Source organism: Sunxiuqinia elliptica (assembly GCF_900113005.1).
GTDB lineage: Bacteria > Bacteroidota > Bacteroidia > Bacteroidales > Prolixibacteraceae > Sunxiuqinia > Sunxiuqinia elliptica.
In genome coordinates this window covers 98642-118501 of the sequence record NZ_FONW01000009.1, presented here as the reverse complement: position 1 = coordinate 118501, position 19860 = coordinate 98642, and the positions used below count along the sequence as shown (strand labels likewise).

14 protein-coding genes and 1 tRNA gene are annotated in these 19860 nt (G+C 41.9%); 14 read left to right on the top strand and 1 reads right to left on the bottom strand.

The genetic code is table 11. From position 1 onward, the window contains the following. Positions 1–10 precede the first annotated feature (10 nt). From BM156_RS15430 to BM156_RS15365, 14 genes are all read left to right on the top strand, one after another. Positions 11–1018: a hypothetical protein gene (locus tag BM156_RS15430; RefSeq protein ID WP_093920791.1), complete on the top strand. Its 1008-nt coding sequence runs from the start codon at positions 11–13 to the stop codon at positions 1016–1018. A 56-nt stretch (positions 1019–1074) separates the two neighbouring features. Further along, positions 1075–2499, top strand: coding sequence for a sugar porter family MFS transporter (locus BM156_RS15425; protein ID WP_093920790.1), 1425 nt, complete (start codon positions 1075–1077; stop codon positions 2497–2499). Between the two features lie 322 nt (positions 2500–2821). Then, the gene (locus BM156_RS15420) at positions 2822–3400 is read left to right on the top strand and encodes an RNA polymerase sigma-70 factor (RefSeq protein WP_093920789.1); all 579 of its coding nucleotides are present in this window, start codon (positions 2822–2824) and stop codon (positions 3398–3400) included. A gap of 91 nt (positions 3401–3491) precedes the next feature. Then, on the top strand, positions 3492–4484 hold the full coding sequence (locus BM156_RS15415) for a FecR family protein (protein WP_093920788.1): 993 nt from the start codon (positions 3492–3494) through the stop codon (positions 4482–4484). 241 nt (positions 4485–4725) lie between these two features. After that, a complete protein-coding gene (locus BM156_RS15410) occupies positions 4726–8016 on the top strand; it encodes a SusC/RagA family TonB-linked outer membrane protein (protein ID WP_170846979.1) in 3291 nt (1096 codons plus the stop codon). A gap of 42 nt (positions 8017–8058) precedes the next feature. Then, positions 8059–9768, top strand: a complete 1710-nt coding sequence (locus tag BM156_RS15405; RefSeq protein WP_170846978.1) for a RagB/SusD family nutrient uptake outer membrane protein — start codon at positions 8059–8061, stop codon at positions 9766–9768. Positions 9769–10055: 287 nt separating this feature from the next. Then, positions 10056–11090, top strand: coding sequence for a LacI family DNA-binding transcriptional regulator (locus BM156_RS15400; RefSeq protein WP_093920785.1), 1035 nt, complete (start codon positions 10056–10058; stop codon positions 11088–11090). Positions 11091–11443: 353 nt separating this feature from the next. Further along, positions 11444–12472, top strand: coding sequence for a Gfo/Idh/MocA family protein (locus BM156_RS15395; protein ID WP_093920784.1), 1029 nt, complete (start codon positions 11444–11446; stop codon positions 12470–12472). Positions 12473–12491: 19 nt separating this feature from the next. Next, the gene (locus tag BM156_RS15390) at positions 12492–13835 is read left to right on the top strand and encodes a Gfo/Idh/MocA family protein (protein ID WP_093920783.1); all 1344 of its coding nucleotides are present in this window, start codon (positions 12492–12494) and stop codon (positions 13833–13835) included. Positions 13836–13860: 25 nt separating this feature from the next. Continuing rightward, the gene (locus BM156_RS15385; RefSeq protein WP_093920782.1) at positions 13861–14364 is read left to right on the top strand and encodes a DoxX family membrane protein; all 504 of its coding nucleotides are present in this window, start codon (positions 13861–13863) and stop codon (positions 14362–14364) included. Then, positions 14361–15956, top strand: a complete 1596-nt coding sequence (locus BM156_RS15380) for a Gfo/Idh/MocA family protein (RefSeq protein WP_093920781.1) — start codon at positions 14361–14363, stop codon at positions 15954–15956. The genes BM156_RS15385 and BM156_RS15380 overlap by 4 nt, the downstream gene beginning before the upstream one ends. 10 nt (positions 15957–15966) lie before the next feature. Then, a complete protein-coding gene (nagA, locus tag BM156_RS15375) occupies positions 15967–17211 on the top strand; it encodes an N-acetylglucosamine-6-phosphate deacetylase (protein ID WP_093920780.1) in 1245 nt (414 codons plus the stop codon). A gap of 44 nt (positions 17212–17255) precedes the next feature. Continuing rightward, on the top strand, positions 17256–18494 hold the full coding sequence (locus BM156_RS15370) for an Nramp family divalent metal transporter (protein WP_093920779.1): 1239 nt from the start codon (positions 17256–17258) through the stop codon (positions 18492–18494). 35 nt (positions 18495–18529) lie between these two features. Further along, positions 18530–19309 carry a glucosamine-6-phosphate deaminase gene (locus BM156_RS15365; RefSeq protein WP_093920778.1) on the top strand — a complete coding sequence of 260 codons (780 nt, stop codon included), beginning with the start codon at positions 18530–18532 and terminating at the stop codon, positions 19307–19309. 177 nt (positions 19310–19486) lie between these two features. Here BM156_RS15365 and BM156_RS15360 read toward each other — a convergent pair. After that, positions 19487–19561 (bottom strand) — tRNA-Val (locus BM156_RS15360). Positions 19562–19860 lie beyond the last annotated feature (299 nt).

Sequence of the window (19860 nt, the reverse complement as noted above, 5' to 3'; positions counted from 1 at the left end):
ACCGGATAGCGTGACTCATTTTGGAATAAACTTAACTCTTTGTCGTCGGCTTTGGCAGCAGAAGCAGCAAGGCTTTTGGATGATTGGGCTGATCGTCGGGTTGTTTGCTTGTGGGCAGCGAAATAGCTCTCAGGAGCAAGCTGAAAAATTCGCTGTGGTTTATTCTGAAGGTCACTTGAGCTGTGAGTTTCAGCTTCCAGACAAGCAGTTGGAGGTAGCGTTTTTTCCTTGTGGCGTTAATCAGATTTTTGCCCTAGGAAAGCTTGCTTACGATACCTCGTCTGTAATATCTGAAGAGAAGCCGTATGCTCTCGAATTTCCTTCAGCGACAGATTGGGTTGGCCCGTATCATGTAAGTCTATTGGAGAATGCCACCAGTGATCGGCCCAAACAATTTACAGGAGGGTGGCACGGTTCAAATGGAGATGGGACCGGCGAGCCAACAGCCATGACAAAGCGTGTAGCAGTGACGGTTGATGGCGAGCCAAAGAGTTCCGGTTTCTCAGGAATGAGTGAGCTGGTAAGTTTGAATGTTGTGAATTTAATTCAAGGCTATGATAATCCGGGAACAGGAAACTACCTGCTTCAGGAGTCTGTTAATTATCAGGTGCTGTCTAATTGTTCAATCAAGGTTCGTGTAACCATTACCGCCCTAAACGATGTGGTGATTCATCGTTATTATGGGATGCAAAGTCAGAACTTCGCTGTTTTCGATTCGGTGAGTTATGCTTCTCCAACGGAGATCATGAATACAGAGCCGGTACGAACCAACAACTCATGTGTGAAAAATGACGCAGTCAATCGAGTCATTCTGAGCGGAGAACAGGGGAAATATGAGTTGGAACTTATTCTGAATACGGAAAAGGGCCTGGGCACATTTGACTATTTAGCCGATGGTTTGGCGCGGGCTTTTTCTGCGGATTACGGGAAATCATACTTTAATCTGGTAAATGGGAAGAACCTGAAACTAAAGAAAGGAGAGTTGGTTTTTTGGGAAGGAACTTATGTCTTTAAATGAGTTTAATTTAAGAATCAAAAATTAACGTAACTAGAAAACTATAAATCTAAACGAAAATGAATAAGGTAAAATTGAAGGAATCATCAGCTTCTGATGGGCAGAAAACCAAGACTTTATTAGGCTTAACCTGTTTTGTCGCTTCGCTGGGTGGAGTCCTTTTTGGCTTTGATACAGCCGTAATTTCGGGAACCTTCGGAATGGTGGAAACCCAATTTGGTTTGTCGAAATTGATGGTCGGTTGGTTCGGGAGCTCTGCGTTAATCGGAGCCATTGTTGGTGCTTTTATTGCTGGAACATTGAGTGACCGTTTCGGGCGAAAACCCATTTTGATTTTGGCTGCGTTGTTGTTCTTTGTGTCCGCTTTTTTCTCCTCCGTACCACCAAGTTTTACGTTATTGATTGTTGCACGTTTGGTTGGAGGACTAGGCGTTGGAATGGCTTCAGTACTTTCTCCCATGTATATTTCTGAATTTGCCCCTGCAAAAATACGCGGACGCCTGGTGGCTTTGTATCAGTTGTCCATCGTACTGGGGATTTTGTTGGCGTATTTTTCAAACTGGGCTTTGTTGCGTTATGCAGCTTCTCCTGATAATATTTTCACGCACGGAATCTTGCAAAAAGTGTTTAATACTGAGATTTGGCGGGGGATGTTTGCGGCAGAAATGGTTCCTTGTGGACTGTTTATTCTGTTATTGTTTTTTGTGCCTGAAAGCCCACGTTGGTTGATTGATAAAGGCTTTATTGATAAAGGTGTAGCCTTGTTGAAACGTATTAATGGCGAGTTGGATGAAAAACTCCTTCACCCTAAAAAGGAGGACAAGAAAAAGGATGTCGGAATCCGGGAGTTGTTAAAACCAGGGATGCGACGTGCATTGGCAGTAGGTATTGGCCTTTCTGTGTTTGGTCAGTTTACCGGGGTGAATATCGTAATTTACTATGGCCCAACCATCCTTGAGGGAGCTGGTTTTGCCTTGGATAATGCCGTTCAATTTCAAGTGCTGATTGGAATGATTAACTTGATTTTTACCGTTATTGCGCTGACTAAAATTGATAGCTGGGGACGTCGGCCTTTGCTGATTGGTGGTATGACGGCCGTCTTTGTTTCGCTTTGTGCCATCGGAACCTTGTTTGTAACCGACATTGCATCGGGCATTTGGACCGTGGTCTTGCTTTGTATTTACATTGGTAGTTTAGCGCTTTCGATCAATGCGGTCATTTGGGTAATTATTGGCGAAATTTATCCAACGCACATTCGAGGAAGAGCCATGTCGTTGGCCACCTTCGCCAACTGGGGAACCAACTTTGCAGCAGCTTTCCTTTTCCCGTGGTATGTGGCAAATGTTGGCATGGGAGCTGGCTTTTTCACCTTTGCAGCATTCTGCTTGGTTGGCACGATCTTCTTTCACAAACTTATTCCTGAAACCAAAGGAAAAAGCCTCGAAGAAATTGAGCGTTACTGGATGGAGCAGGCGAAACAGTAGGAGATGATTGTGGAGCAATAGAAGGATTATTGTTGCTAACTCAATTGAGAAAGACTTTACTTGTTGAAATATGCTCGTCATGTTTCCAAGTAAAGTCTTTTTTTTATTCATAGTAAATGAATTAATTATATTTAGATTGAAGTGGGGGGACTGTTTACTGGAATGATATTATCTGGAATTTTTGAAATCGGATAAACAGAGTAATATTTCGGATTGCTTTACGCACAGGATTTCGTTTTAGTTAAGTAGAATTGTTGAGGATACTTAGTAACTGGTTGTTTCGCAGTGCGTTTTTTTTATCTTTGATTACTCATTTATCGCTATGCACGAGCAACTATTTTCTTTATCAAAGGATCAAAAAAGCAGCTTTCGGGAGGTTTACGATAAATATTATCAACCCCTTTGCCATTTAAGTAAGTACTATTTGGGAGATACGGCGGAAGCTAAAGGAGTTGTTCAAGAGGCATTTGTAAAGTTGTGGGAAGTCCGAAGTGAAATCGATCAGGATTCAAATCTAAAAAACTTTTTATTCACCTTAGTTAAAAATAACAGCTTAAATATTCTCAAGCGGCGTCAGATTTTATTAAAGCATCATGAGCAAATAAAATGGATGGAAATTCATTATCAGTATGAAAGTCTGATGAAAGTATCAGGGAGTTACTTGGAGTTTGAGGAGTTGAAAGAGAATATTGATCGCGCCATCGAAAACCTACCGGAACATTGTCGTGCAGTTTTTAAAATGAGTCGCTTCGAAGATTTAAAGAATAAAGAAATTGCGGCGAAGCTTGGCGTAACATTGAAAACCGTTGAAGCCCACTTAACCAAAGCGTTAAAAATTCTACGCAAGGAATTGAAAGACTACCTCCCTTTGATCATGATATTGACCAATTTCCTGGATTAACAACCTTCTTCATTCATCTTTTATCAGAAATTATTCACTTTTTTATTAGGGTAACAGGATTCTTGTTTGTTCATTCATAAAGAAGCATGAAATGAGCGAAGATTTATTACTACATATACTTACAGGTGAGGCATCAGACGAAGAGAAGGAAGTTTTCTACAAGCAGTTAGAGCAAGATAAGAAGCAGGAAGAACTTTTCATGGAATTAAAAAGCTTATGGTTAAGAACTTCAATTAAGAATACGAAAATTGATGAGGACGCTGAATTCAATGAGATTTGGTGGAAGGTGAAAAAAGGAAGAAAAAAGGTTCTTAACACGACTCTCAAAGTTGCTTTCAGGTATGCTGCCATTTTAATTGTGGTGATTGGGCTTAGTGGGGCAGTTGGTTATTTCATTTCACAAGGGAATCTTGAGAATAAGTATTCTCAAACACAGCAATTTATGGCAACGAAAGGGAGTGTCAGTGTCATTGAGTTAGCTGATGGAACCAAAATCTGGTTGAATTCTGACTCAAAATTAAGCTTTCGGGAGAACCATAAAAAGAAGGAACGCCAAGCAACGCTGATTGGAGAAGCTTACTTCCAGATTGCCCATCGTGAAGATTTTCCATTCATTGTAAAAACCGGTAAGCTCATCGTACGCGACTTGGGAACAACCTTCAATATAAAAGCTTACCCGGAGGATAATTTTATTGAAACATCGCTTGTTGAGGGCGAAGCTGATATTTTATCGAATGAAGGAAGTCGGATTTTGAGTTTGACTCCGGGAGAAAGTGCATTGTATCTGAAAGAGGAAAAACGGATGGAGTTAAGATCGCTCTCCTCTCATGTTTTATCAGCATGGCGCGACGGCAAATTTGTAATCAGAGATGAGCGTTTGGAAGATATTTTTAATGAACTAAGCCGGTGGTATGGGGTCGAATTCAAGTTTGAAAATGAAGCCTTGCGCGATTATCGTTTTACAGGAAATATTAAAAAAACCACGACTGCACAACACGTACTGAAAGTTCTAAAAGCAGCAACTGATTTTGATTATAAGATTATTGAGAATGTCGAAAAGGCAGATGTGATCATCCTATACTAAACCCAAATAAAGGAGATAAGTACAACAACTATTTTAATATGCCTATGGAATAAACCAATTAACCTGAACTAGAAATACCGAGATGCGCAAACATCTCGGTATGATTTTGAATTTTTTGGGCTATGGTAATTTTAGCGGGTCACCATAACCTGTTTATTAACAAAAATCAAACAAAACTATGAAGAAAAAACGGTTTTTCCGAGCCTGTAAACGGCTTGGGATAGTGAAATTATTAGTGATTATGAAACTGACAACCTTGTTCTTGTTTCTCTCCGTAATGGTTATGGCTGCCAAAACCTATTCTCAAAATATTCGATTTGATTTGAATGTGAGAAACGCTTCAATCATCGAAGTATTAGAAGAGATCGAACGATTAACTGAATACGGCTTTTTGTTTAAAGCGGATGAACTTAACTTGGAGAAGAGGTACTCATTAGAGATTGAGGGAACCAGAATTGAGAACGTAATGGACAGGATCCTGGATAAAGAGTTGTATTCCTACAAAATAATGGATCGAATCATTGTGATCTCTCAAAATGGGCAAAATAACTTTAGCCAAGTAAAACAAGATGCAACAAGCGTTTCCGGACAAGTGACAGATATGGACGGTTTTCCGCTTCCAGGTGTTGCGGTATTAGTAAAAGGAACTTCTAAAGGAACAGTGACTGATACAGATGGTCGTTTTAGGCTTATGGATATCTCTCAAAATACCGTATTGCAATTCTCATTTATTGGGATGAAGACGGTTGAATTCACTGTCATTGACCAGCGCCAAATTTCAATTAAAATGACTGACGAGGCTATTGGGTTAGACGAAGTTGTTGCGGTTGGATATGGAACCATGAAAAAAAGTGATTTAACCGGCTCTGTCAAACGAATATCAATGGATGATAAAGAGAATCAGGCGAACATGAATTTATTGGAAACGCTTTCCGGTAGTTCTGCTGGTGTTAACATCGAAGCACGCGGGGGAGCTGGTGGACAGCCGTCCTTTTCAATTCGAGGACAAACATCTTTGTCCGCAAGTTCAAGTCCTCTGATTGTTGTAGATGGTATCATTTACAATGGATCAATGGCATCTATTAATATTAGCGATGTTGAATCAATTGACGTTTTAAAAGATGCGAGTGCTGCTGCTGTTTACGGATCCAGATCTGCTAATGGAGTAATTCTTATCACAACGAAAAAAGGAAAAACAGATAAACCCGTACTCGCCTTTAGTATGTATTACGGGTATCAGGATATGACAAATAATCCCATGAAAGTGATGGATGGGGAACAGTATGCCATTCGGTTGGCTGATTATTATTATCAACAGGAACTGTATGGTTGGTATCGAACTAATCCAACAAGTAGTGCAGGGAAACCAGTAAGACCGGATGTAATGAATCGCGAGATTGTGGCTCAGCGACTGCGCACCCAGGAAGAAAGAGATAATTACATGGCAGGGAATTCAATCAACTGGGTGGATGAAGTTTTACAAGTTGCTCCTATTCAGAATTACAACCTAAGCTTGTCGGGAAGAGCTACTGATAAAGTCAATTACTACTTATCAGCATCAATGGCAGAAGAAGAAGGAATTCAGTTGAATGATAAATTTAGCCGATTTACCTTTCACAATAATTTGGAGAGCGAAGTGACTGATTGGTTGACATTGAATCTTGTTACTTCTTATTCTTATTTAGATTATTCAGGAGTCCCGGCAAGTCTGGCTGATGCTCGAGTTGCGAGCCCGTTGGCTAACAACTATATTGGAAAACCTGCTTTTGATATGTATTTGACACAAGAGCAGTATATGCCCTATCCGCTTCAATATTTAGAAATTGATAATGAAGATGTGCGCAATGAATTAAATCTGACAGTTAGGGCCAAAATATCCATTCCATGGGTGAAAGGGTTGACTAACGAATTAAATTATTCTCATCGTTACAACAATCGGAATAATAATACTTTTTATCCGGCATCGACGACAGGTGGTGCCACCAACAAAGGAAGAGCAGTAAAAGAACCAACTGAAGGAAGAGACTGGATTGTAAATAATATTATCACTTACCAAAGAGATTTCAATGATCATCGGGTAAATTCAACTTTCCTGGTTAGTCGGGAAAACCGAAAGGGAAGTGCTTCAAGCCTTGAGGCAAGTCAGTTTGAGAATGAACTTTTAGGTTATAATAATATGGGGCTCGGAACAATTTATGATGTAGGCTCCTCGGCTTGGGAAGAAAGCAGTATTTCTTATATGGCGCGCTTAAATTACAGCTATAAATCTCGGTACATGATCACTGGAACTATTCGAAAAGATGGGTTCTCCGGATTTGGGGCCGATAATAAGTGGGCAATGTTTCCTTCGGTTTCTTTGGCTTGGGTTATGTCAGAAGAACCTTTTTGGAAGGAACGTTTCGATCAATCTTATTTGAAATTGAGAACCTCATATGGTGTGAATGGAAACCAAGGGATTGGTCGGTATGCAAGTTTAGCAAGAATGGGAACAAATTACTACATCTACGGAGCTGAAACAGCTGTAGCTATGTATCCTACCACATTGAGCAATCAAGATCTTCGTTGGGAAAAAACCAACTCGTTGAACCTTGGTATTGATTGGGGTATTTTAGATCAGAAAATAACAGGTTCAGTTGATGTTTACAAGGCAGTTACGAATGATGTTTTGGTTACCAGAGGCTTACCTCGGAGTTCTGGATTTAATAGCGTTTGGGCCAATATTGGAGGAATTGAAAATAAAGGAATTGAGATTGAGTTACGTTCTTTAAACCTGGATCGGGATCTTCGTTGGGAGACGAATTTCACATTCTCGTTGAATCGAGATAAGATTACTAAACTATATGGTGATGAGGAGGATATGGATATTGGGAACTCTTGGTTTGTAGGAGAGTCTATTGGCGCAATTTATGATTATGAGATGGCTGGAGGCGTGTGGACTGAAGAGGAACTCTATCGAGGAGAGATTTTGGATGGTTGGTATCCTGGGCAGTTCCGTTATGTCGATCAGAATGATGATAATGCCATTGACCCATCCAATGACAGAAAAATCATAGGTTATAAATCTCCAAGCTATCGTTTTAGTATTAGTAACAGCTTTGTGTATAAAAACTTTTCTTTTTCTTTTTTAATTAATTCGATACAAGGAGGAGATAAGTATTATTTAGAAGATAATGCAAGTGCTACAAATGTTGATTGGGTTGCCGATGATGTGCTTCGAAAAAATCAAACAGCTGTACGCCCATATTGGACTCCTGATAATGGGGTAAATAATGCAACCGGAATATATAATAGCCCTGCTCAACAGAGTGGTATCCATCAAAGTCGGAGTTTTGTCCGATTACAGGATGTCTCTCTAGCTTACTCTTTTAGTAAAGAGACTTTAGGACGTTTAGGTATGAAGAATTGTCAGGTCTATATTTCCAGTAAGAATCCATATACCTGGACGAAGTGGGAAGGTTGGGACCCAGAAAGTGGGATCAGTAATTTCCCCGTGATGCGTAATGTTACGGCAGGAGTCCGGTTCAGTTTATGATTTTTGATTGAAATCAATGATTAAACCTAAAAAATGATTGAAATGAAAAAATATATGATTGAAATGAAAAAAATAGGCGGATGGTTTATGGCTATTCTGTTTCTTTTTTCTTCTTGTAACGAAGACGTTCTTGAGGAAAATCCGCTAAGCTTTTTGACTCCTGAAAACTCGTATTTAACAGAGGATGGAATTCGACAGGGAATCTCTGGGCTACATACTGAAGTGCGCGAGGCTTTTTATGCCATGACTCGATTTACAACTATGCTTACTTATCGTGGGCTGGGAGCTGATCTAGGGTATTTTGGTGAAGACCCGGGAACAAACCGTTATTTAGTCGATTATGTCACTTATTTGACCCCTTCATCAAAGGAGGTAGAAGACTATTGGAACACTGGTTTCCGAATAATTGCTCGGGCAAATTTACTTATTGAGAGTATTGAAAAAGCTGAAGAGGAGGTGTTTTCGAGTGAACCACGGAACGTTTACTTGGCAGAAGCTCGATTTTTTCGAGCTTGGGCATATCGCTCGTTAGTCTCAACTTATGGAGATATTCCGCTTCTAGAAGAGCCTGTAAAATCAGCTAGGGCTGATTTTGTAAGGGATCCAGTGGCTAAAATTCATAAGCTAATGGAAGACGATTTCAAATTTGGAACCGAGCATTTGCCACCCCCTGGAAGCGAAGCTGCTCCAGGACGAATAACTCAAGGAGTTGCTTGGCACTATTTAGCCGAAACTTACCTGGAACAAAAAAATCCACAATTGGCAGTAGAAGCAGCTACTCATGCTATTGATGATTATGACTATCATCTAATGACTGAGCGTTTTGGAACAAGGCTTGATAATGATGTATTTGGAGCTGGCGATCCCTTCTATGATCTTTATGGCTTTGGAAATCACAACTTGGCAGAAAATAAAGAGGCGATGTGGGTTATTCAGGTTGAACCGTTTTTGACAGGAGGTTCAAGGAATGGCAGTGGTTATATTTTTGGCCCTTCATATTTCAGGATGGGGAATACGCCAGATGGGTATCCTGCCTTCTTAGGAATTATGTACGAAGGCAAATACACAGGCTACAATGATACACTAAGTAGGCCTGTAGCTACGATGCGGGGAACCAATTATTCTTATTATGATATTTGGGCAAGCGATTGGGATAATGATTTGAGAAATGCGGAGCATAATATCAAAAGGAATTTCTACTTTGATAATCCGGCTTCTTCGTTCGATAAGCAAAAAATAGATTTTAGCTTATATGAAGATGGGGCAAGGGATGGTCTGAGAGATACAAATCAATACATATTTCCATGGCACAGTAAGTTTGGAGATGCTTGTAATTACTTTGAACAACCACATCGAGCAGGGGGTGGTATAACCCATAAAGATGCATATGCTTTACGATTTGCAGAGACACTTCTTGTGCGAGCCGAGGCTTATCTAGCGATTGACCGTGCAGATCTTGCTGCAGATGATATCAATAAAATTAGAAGTAGATCTAATGCTTCAGCAGTTTCAGCAGAAAGTGTAACCTACGATTATATCTTGGATGAATATGCAAGAGAGCTTTGGTGTGAGCACTGGCGTCATATCATTTTAAGAAGAATGGGGAAGTTAGTGGAAAGAACAAGAAAATATAATAGCAATCCCATTTTTCCAGGGGCCAGAATCCAAGATCATAATAAGTTGTGGCCAATTCCGCAAAGTCAGATTGACCTGAATGTTGATGCAGAATTTCCTCAAAATCAGGGCTATTAGAGTAACTAAAATATTCAGGCTGGAATATTAAGTGGAACTTATCCTCTTAATGTTCCAGCATGAAAGCCGATGTATTAACATATACTTTGAAAGAAGAACTAGTTGTTGAAGAGGCTCAAAAGTTTTATTTAAGAAGAACAACAGGTTGAATGCAAGGAGAGGATATGAGTTATTCTCAGTCCAAACTCAGGATAAAATCGATTATTTAAAAGATGTTGATTTTTCTTGTTACTTTGTGGGTTAACTTCATAAATTAAAGTCTATAAGATTCCAGAGTTTATTTGGCTATGAGAAAATCAAAAGTGAGCATAAAAGAGATGGCTGAGCGCTTAGGGGTTTCGCCTTCGACGATTTCCAGAGCGTTGCAGAACCATCCAAGCATTGGTAAAAAGCGAACTGCAGAGGTTCATAAATTAGCCAAAAAGCTGGGATACTATCCAAATTCGGTGGCTTCAAACCTTCGTCGGAATAGAACAAATCTGATTGGTGTTATTATTCCGCGGATCGATCGTTATTTCCAGTCATCAGCAATTGCAGGAATTGAAGAGGTGGCGAGTAAGGCCGGTTATTATGTGATTATTTTTCAGTCGAATAACTCTTATGAGCGGGAGAAGGAGAATGCCCGAATGTTGCTCTCTAGTCAGGCTGATGGGGTAATTGCTTGTTTGGCAATGGAAACCGATAACTATGACCATTTGGCTGTTTTTAAAGACAACAATGTTCCGTTGGTCTTTTTTGATCGGGTGTGTGATGAAATTGAAACCCATAAAGTGATCATCGATGATTTTGGTGCGGCGATGAAGGCAACGGAGCACCTTATTTCAATCGGCTGTAAGCGAATTGCCCATATTGCCGGCAATCAGAAGGTCGCCATTTTTCGAGACCGACTTCGAGGCTATCAAGAGGCCCTTCGGAAACACCAATTGGAGCAGTCTGAGAAATTGATCTACTATACCGAGGATTTGAGTCGCATGGAAGGGGAGCAGGCCGTTGCTCATTTTTTGGAAAGCGATGCAGCGCTTGATGGAATTTTTTGTTCCAACGATACGAGTGCAATCAGTGCCATTCAAACAATTACGAAGCAAGGGAAAAAAGTTCCTGAGGATATTGCCGTTGTTGGCTTTAGTAATACACCGACCTCATTGATTGTCAGCCCTGCGTTAACCACGATTGATGATCATGCTTTTGAGATGGGACAAGCTGCTGCGCGCCTATTAATTCGCCAGATTGATGAGAAGCAAGAGACTGTTGCCTCTGAAACTATTACCATACGAAATGACTTGGTTGTGCGAGAATCGACCATGAAAATTCAATCAAATTAAGTGTTGATCAATAAATCTATTTTAGAGGATTAAATGAATAATTTTACGCAATCGTTTGTCTTAATCTAAGTTGACTGATTTGTTATAAAGAATAATCGACCAAATATCAGCTATAAATATGTCTTTGTTTGCTTTTAATTTATTCTATTAGTGGTGTTTGTGTGTTTGTTTAATTTTAAAATCAAACATTGAAAAGGTCAACTGTCCTAAATTTTTTTTGGATAAAGATATTGTAAAACATTTGAATGAATTTAAACAAACGATTGTGTAAATGTTTTTATTTTCTATTTTTGTTTGAAGATAAAACTCTTTGAAGCTAATAACTAACGCGATAAAAACTAAATCAATAAAATATGATAAACCGACGAAACTTTATTAAAACAACAACTTTGGCAGGAGTTGGGCTTGGGTTGACTAGCTATGCAATGGCTGGAAATTCTGGATCTCAGGGCAAGAGAGTGGGAATTATCGGCTTGGATACCTCTCATAGTATTGCATTTACCAAGGCATTGAATGGTGCTGATGCCGGCGGGCAATTTAAAGGGTATAAAGTTGTGGCTGCCTATCCTAAAGGTAGTTTGGATATCCAGTCCTCAGTCGATCGGATTGAAGGCTATACCGAGCAAATTCAAACCTATGGGGTGGAGATTGTTGGCTCTGTGGATGAACTTTTGACAAAAGTGGATGTGGTGCTTTTGGAAACTAACGATGGACGCAGGCACTTGGAGCAGGCACTTCCTGTTTTAAAAGCTGGGAAACGCATGTTTATCGACAAGCCAATGGCGGCTTCTCTGGCTGATGCAATGGCTATTTTCGAGGCATCTCGTCATTATGGCGTTCCTACTTTCTCTGCTTCTTCTTTACGCTACATTAAAGGGATGGATGACGTTAAAAGTGGTGCTGCCGGAAAAGTATTGGGTGCTGAAGCATACAGCCCATGCAAAACGGAGCCCAGTCATCCGGATTTCTTCTGGTATGGCATTCATGGCGTAGAAACGCTCTTTACGGCAATGGGAGTAGGTTGCCAAACGGTTGTACGCATAACAACTGAAGATACCGATGTGGCTGTAGGAACTTGGAAAGATGGACGAATCGGTTCTTTCAGAGGATTGCGTGCAGGAAAAGGAGATTATGGTGGAACCATCTTTGGCGAGAAAAGTATTGTTAAGCTTGGTTCATACAATGGCTACAATCCGCTTTTAGAGGATATCATTCACTTTTTTGAAACAGGGGAAGTGCCGGTGCAGCCAGCCGAAACCCTGGAAATTTTGGCTTTTATGGAAGCTGCTGATCTAAGTAAAAAGAAAGGCGGCATTCCAGTGTCGGTCGAGTCAGTGGTTAAAAAGGCAGAAAAAGAGAGTAAAAAAGCACTCAGGTTTTAATAAATAAAAGAAATAGATCATGGAAAATAATAGAAGAGATTTTATCCGAAAAACAGTTTTAGGAACGGCAGCCTTGACAGTTGGAGGTGTGTTGCCTGGGTTTAGTGCGCGAAGCTATCGCAATATTGCTGGGGCGAATGAGCGCATCAATGTTGGCGTAATGGGAGTTAATTCCCGGGGAAATGCGCTGGCGCAAAATTTTGCCATGCAGAAAAACTGCAACCTGGTTTATGTGAGCGATGTGGATACGCGAGCTGCGGCAAAGTGTATCGATGCTGTTGCAAAAATTACCGGTTCAAAACCAAAGGCCATGCCCGATTTTAGAAATGCCTTGGAAGCGAAAGATATGGATGCAATCGTGGTTGCCACGCCTGACCATTGGCACGCGCCAGCGGCTTTATTGGCCATGAAGGCAGGCAAGCATGTTTACCTGGAAAAGCCATGTAGCCATAGTCCTGAAGAGGGCGAGATATTGGTGCAGGCTGCCGCAAAATACGGACAGGTGTTGCAGATGGGAAATCAGCGACGCTCGTGGCCCAATGTTGTTGAGGCAATCAAGGAAATACAGTCCGGAGCGATTGGCAAACCGTATTTTGGGAAAAGCTGGTACACTAATAAGAGAGGTCCGATTGGGGTTGGAAAAGAAGCGGCAGTTCCTGATTGGTTGAATTGGGATTTGTGGCAAGGACCAGCTCCGCGAAGAGCTTTCAAGGACAATTATGTGCATTACAATTGGCACTGGTTCTGGCATTGGGGAACGGGTGAGGCACTGAATAACGGAACGCATATGGTTGACCTTTTGCGATGGGGAATGGAAGTGGATTATCCAAATCGGGTGAGCTCCAACGGTGGTCGTTTTCATTATCAGGATGATTGGGAAACTCCCGATACGCAGGTGATTAGTCTTGATTTCCCGGGCGGATTTACAATGACTTGGGAAGGCCGAAGCTGTAATGCCCGTTCGATTGAAGGAAGTTCGGTTGGCGCTCAGTTCTTTGGAGACAAAGGTTCGGTGCTGATTACAGGTGGAAATGGTTATACCTTGTTTGATGTGAGTGGAAAAGAATTGAAGAAGGTCGTGGATAAAGACAAAATTGATCCTCGTAATGCGGCTAGTCCTGCTCAGCAGTTGGATGCGCTTCATATTCAGAATTTTTTCGATGGTATTTTAAAAGGCGCTCAACTTCATTCTGATATCGACTCGGGACACAAGAGTACCTTGTTGGTTCAACTTGGAAATATTGCCCAACGAGTTGGTCATTCGTTGGATATTGATCCTCAAAATGGGCACATCGTAAAAGATCGGGACGCTGAAAAATTGTGGTCGCGACGCTATGAAAAAGGTTGGGAAATGAAGCTTTGATTGAGACAAAACCTGATTTAACGAGATGAAATACGAAACTAACTATACGAAACTACAAACCTATTCTTTGGTCTTGTTGAGATGGCTGATTGGCTGGCATATTCTCTACGAAGGAATTGCCAAGTTGCTAAATCCCGATTGGTCGTCTCTTGGTTTTCTACAGCAGGCACAAGGAATAATGTCCGGTTTTGCCGGCTGGGTAACTTCTCATCCGACTGTTTTATCAACTGTGGACTTCTTAAACACCTGGGGATTGATCGCGATTGGAGTTGGTCTGCTCCTCGGAATTTGTGCTCGAACCGCCGCATGGGCAGGTGCAATCTTAGTTTTTACCTATTATCTCACTTGTCCTCCTTTGATTGGAGTGGAATACGCGCGCCCTGTGGATGGCAACAATCTAATTGTCGATAAAACCTTGTTCGAATCAATTGCCTTGGTGGTGCTTGCCGTATTTCCTACAAGTGCAGTTGTTGGGCTGGATGCCATAATTCAACGGTTGAGAACAAGAAGAAACGGAGGTGTGAAATGACCGAAAAAAGAAAACAGGAAAAGACCAATACTTCCAATGAAAATAAACGGGCGGAAGGAATGAAACGCCGAACGGTTTTAAAAGCATTGGCGGGTGTTCCGGTAGCCGGATTGTTGGGCTTTGAGATTTTGAGAAAGACTAACTACGAAGCCGATAAGCGCAAGCAGATTGTTCGCGAGCTTGGGCTTGATGATATTGAGTTTCCGAAAATGGATTATGGAAATGCAAAGCCTTCGGGCGATCTTATTCGGCTTGGATTTATTGGCTTTGGAACTCGTGCCCGGCAGCTTTCTCATGCCTTGGGATTTATGCATCCCACGGATACGGAAAGCTGGAAAAAACGAAAGTTGTTGAATGATTGGTTGCAGCAGGAATATCTGAATGTGGCCATTACCGGAATATGTGATGTGTTTGATGAGCATGCTCAAAACGGGATTGATACTGCAAGTAATAAGGTCAGGCCTGGTGGTGATGGTGCTGCCGCTTTGCCGGTAAAACGCTACCGAACTTATCACGAAATGTTGGCGGACGATTCAATTGATGCTGTTTTGATCGCTACGCCGGATCATCATCATGCACGAATTGCCATTGATGCCGCTAAAGCAGGAAAACATATTTATTGCGAGAAAAGTGTTGCTTTGAAAGAAGATGAGCTGAATGAACTGTATGAAACCGTTAAGCAATCGGGTGTTGTTTTTCAGCTGGGGCACCAAATCACGCAAAGCATTGTTTTTAAGCAGGCCAAAGAAATTATTAAGCGAAACCTATTGGGAAAAATTACCTTGGTTGAGACAACCTCCAATCGGAATACGGCGAGTGGTGCGTGGATCAGGCATTTGGATGCCAAAGGAAATCCTAAGCCGGGCAATGAGCAGACGATTGATTGGAAGCAATGGCTGGGAGAGGCACCGTACGCACCTTTCAGTGCGGATCGGTATTATAATTGGACCAAATGGTTCGATTATGACTCTGGAATGATTGGTCAGCTGTTTACGCATGAATTCGATGCGGTGAATCAGTTGCTTCGTATCGGGATTCCAAAATCGGTGATGTCGTCTGGTGGAATTTATTACTGGAAGGACAACCGTGAGATGCCGGATTCGTTGCATTGCGTTTTTGAATATCCGGATAAAGATCTTACGCTGATGTATAGCGGAAATTTGGCGTCCAGCCGTGGTCGTGGTCGGGTATTTATGGGGCATGACGGTTCCATGGAGTTGGGAAATAATGCCATTATTACGGCCGATCGAAATTCGACGCGCTATGCTGAAGGGATTCAGTCAGGTGTGATTGATCCGTCAGCGCCGATGATTTCTTTTAACCCGGAGGCTGGACAAATCGATGCCGTGAGTTCTGCAAGCGAGCGGTATTATGCCTCACGCGGTTTAACCACAACGACCGTTAATGGGCGGCGTATAGATGTTACTCACCTTCATGTTCGCGAATGGATTAACTGCATTCGCAACGGAAATGAGCCAAGTGCCAATATCGAAATGGCTTATGAGGAAGGCATAGCCTGCATTATGGCTCATCAGTCCTATGTCGAAAAACGGATGGTTCAATGGGATGAGGTAAATCGAAAAATCGTTTAAAACCAATAAGATGAAACGAAATAAATATCAGATTAAAACAAATAAAGTACTCTTCTTTTTGTTGGCCTCTTTTGTACTGAATAGTGCTTGGGCTGGCGATAGAATCGTGGGCTTGCTTTATTATGATCAGTCTCCGGTGGAAATTCAGCTTGAGGATGGAAAGATTCAGGAGATTGTTCGTTTGGAGAAACTGCCCGAGGGAGCTCCGGCTGTTTACATTGCACCAGGGTTTATCGATAACCAGGTGAATGGTTTTGCAGGCATTTCATTTTCTTTTGGAGGAAGTGATTTGACTTTTGCTGGTGTTGAAAAAGCCACGCAGGAGTTATGGAAAAAGGGGGTGACCACTTATTTGCCGACCTTGACTACGAATGATCATGAGTTGCTGATCAAGAATTTGAAGATTTTAGCAAAGGCTTCTGATGATCCGAAGTTGTTGGGCTCAATTCCTGGCTTTCACATGGAAGGCCCCTATATCAATCCCGAAGATGGCTACCGGGGAGCGCATCCCAAAAAGTTTGTTGAATTGCCTGATTGGAAACGATTCACAGAGCTGATAGAGGCTGCAGATAATAAAATTTTGCAGGTGACTTTAGCGCCTGAGTTGGAGGGTGGTCTTGACTTTGTAAGTCAGTGTAGCCGCGCGGGCATTGTTGTGGCTTTGGGACATCATAATGCACCGGCCGATGTGGTGACAGCTGCCATTGATCGTGGTGCTAAAATAGCAACTCACCTTGGAAATGGTGCTGCGAATATGATTAATCGGCATCGGAATCCCTTCTGGTCGCAATTGGCTGATCAACGTTTTATGATCAGTATTATTTGCGATGGTTTTCATTTGCTTCCTGAAGAAATTCAGACTTTTTACCAGACCAAGGGAGTTGACCGAACGATTATTACTTCGGATGTAACAAGTTATGCCGCCCTGGATCCGGGGATATACAAGACGCAAACCGGGGAGACAATCGAGCTGACTGAAGAGGGAATGCTTCGGTATCCGGCGCAAAACGTGTTGTACGGATCGGCTTCAGCAATGACCAAGGGAGTTGGACACATCATGGAAGTGACGGGCTGTACGTTGGCGCAAGCTGTTCAAATGGCCAGTACTAATCCTGCCAAATTGTATGGATTGAATGATCGTGGTGTTTTAGAGCCGGGTAAGCGTGCTGACCTGATTGTTTTTAGTTTGAATGACTACCGGATTGATATTCAGAAAACCTATGTTGGGGGGCAGTTGGTTTACGAGCAAAAGTAAATTGAACCTGCTCTGGTGACAAAAAACTAATCGAACTAAACAGAATGGATAAAAAAATTTGGTATAAAATAAAACTGGCTCTCGCTGCCGTAGGTCCAGGCTTGTTTCTTATTGGCTATAATATTGGTACGGGAAGTGTGACGACCATGGCCAAAACAGGGGCAGAGTTTGGGATGGAGCTTTTTTGGGCCTTGGTGCTGTCCTGTGTTTTTACCTTCATCTTGATGGTTGCCTATGGTAAGGTGACGCTGGTTTCCGGCAAAACTGCTTTGTATAATATCAAGCACGAATTTCGGTATGGCTGGGTGTTGGCTTTGTATATCCTTGCGGCTCTGATTATTGGTGAATTACTGGCTTTAATGGGCGTGATGGGCATTGTGGCTGATTTGGTTCAGGAAGCCATTCGGCTGTTGTTTAACGACTTGATGGTGTCGCGTGGATGGATTATTTTGGTGTTGGCTGTGGGCTTGTATTTGTTGTTGTGGTTTGGCCAGTATAAAACCTTCGAGAAAGCACTGACTGTCTTTGTAATTTTTATGGGGCTGTCGTTTATCGTGGTGTTTTTTATGGTTCAACCTGATTTTTCAACCCTTACTGAAGGGTTGGTTCCCGGAATTCCAGATACGCCCGGAGCTTTGGGTTTGGTCGCAGCCATTGCTGGTACCACCTGTTCTGCTGCGGTATTCATCATGCGAAGCTCAGTAGTTGCCGAGAAGGGCTGGACAATTAATAACCTCAAGGATGAAAAGAAAGATGCCTTTGTTTCTGCGTCAATGATGTTGTTTTTGAGTGGGGTGATTATGGCTGTGGCAGCCGGTACGCTCCATGTGATGGGCTTGAAGTTGGAAAATACAGTTGAGATGATTCATCTGTTTGCTCCAATTGGCGGGAATGTGGCCGCTTTTGTTCTGATTTTGGGAATTGTTGGAGCTGGTTTATCAACAATCTTTCCAATTGTGTTAATTGCTCCCTGGTTAATTGCCGATTATTCAGGAAAACCCCGAAACACAAAATCGACGCAATCTCGTGTCTTGATTTTTGTGGCCATGATATTTGCTTTTGGAACGATCTTCCTGGAGCAGCGACCTCCCGCCTTAATGGTGTTCTCTCAGGCTTTTCAGGCTGTTATTTTACCGGCTGTTGCTATTCCAATTTTGTTATTGATCAATCGTCCTGCATTGATGGGAAAGAATCATGCTAAACTCAAGGAAAATGTTGGAATTCTGGCTGTCGTACTTTTCTCCTTTGTAACCAGTTGGTTTGCAATCGCTGAATTGTTTTAACACCCCTTCGTTACTTTATCTTAAATCGAATTAACATGAAAAATATAAATTTTCAGGCCGATAAGCTTGAAGTGAAATTGTTTGAAACAAATGATATCATTGGGCAGGTAGCCGCTAAATCTGTTGCTGGAATTTTGCAAGAGGCGATTGCTCAGAGAGGTGTTGCTAATCTGATTTTGGCAACGGGCGCTTCTCAGTTTAAATTTTTGGAACACCTGCAAAAGCAGACAATCGACTGGCAAAAGGTTACCGTGTTTCATTTGGATGAGTACAAGGATCTTCCGGAAACACATCCAGCAAGCTTTCGAAAATATTTGAAAGAGCGTATTCTGGAGAAGGTTAATCCCCGCGAGGTACATTATCTGAATGGAGATGCTCCGGATGTGGATGCAGAAGTGGCTCGTTATGAAAAACTGCTTAAGGGACACTCGATTGATGTTGCCTGTATTGGGATTGGTGAAAATGGACACATTGCCTTTAATGATCCTCCGGTAGCTGATTTTAACGATCCGAAACTGGTGAAAGTGGTTGAATTGGATGAGGCCTGTCGGCTTCAGCAGTTGGGCGAGGGCTGGTTCCCGACCTTGAGTGATGTGCCAAAAGAGGCGCTTTCGTTGACAATTCCTGCGATTATGCGCGCTAAAAAAATTAGTTGTGTTGTCCCAGGAATTCAAAAGGCCAAAGCGGTGTTTAACACGCTGAATCAGGAGATATCTACGGCATGCCCAGCGACAATACTTCGGGAGCATCCACATGCGATTTTATACCTGGACCGGCTTTCTTCGGCTGATTTAAAACTTAAAGAAATGCTTTGATGAAGTTGTAGAGCGTCTAAAAATTGATTCGGGTTAAGTTTTACGGTTCGAGTAAGCTGTTTTGTTTAAATAGAAAGAGAGACACTTTGGGGTGTTTCTCTTTTTTTGCTAGGGGCTATTTTTTGCGAAAGTTTAAAGCATAAAAAAAGAGGAACACATTGCTGTATTCCTCTTTTGTGGGCGGTGAGGGAGTCGAACCCCCGACCCCTTGGGTGTAAACCAAGTGCTCTGAACCAACTGAGCTAACCGCCCGAATGTTTTCTGAACTCACCTCCTTTTCAGAAAGGCGATGCAAATATAAATCCTTTTTTCACGATACCAAAAATAAGAGCGAGAATTAATGAAAAAAATGAAAAATTTGGTGGAGAGGGGAGGACTATTTAATCGTTTTAGAAGCTTTCTTAAAGTTTAGCACAAAAAAAAGAACACATTGCTTGTGGGCGGTGAGGAAGTCCCCGTCTGACCGTTCATTCGGGCAGGGAACCGCTCGATTTTTACTTGATAAGTCTTTATGTTTTCGGAGAATTCTATTGTTTTAAAGGAGCTTCAAA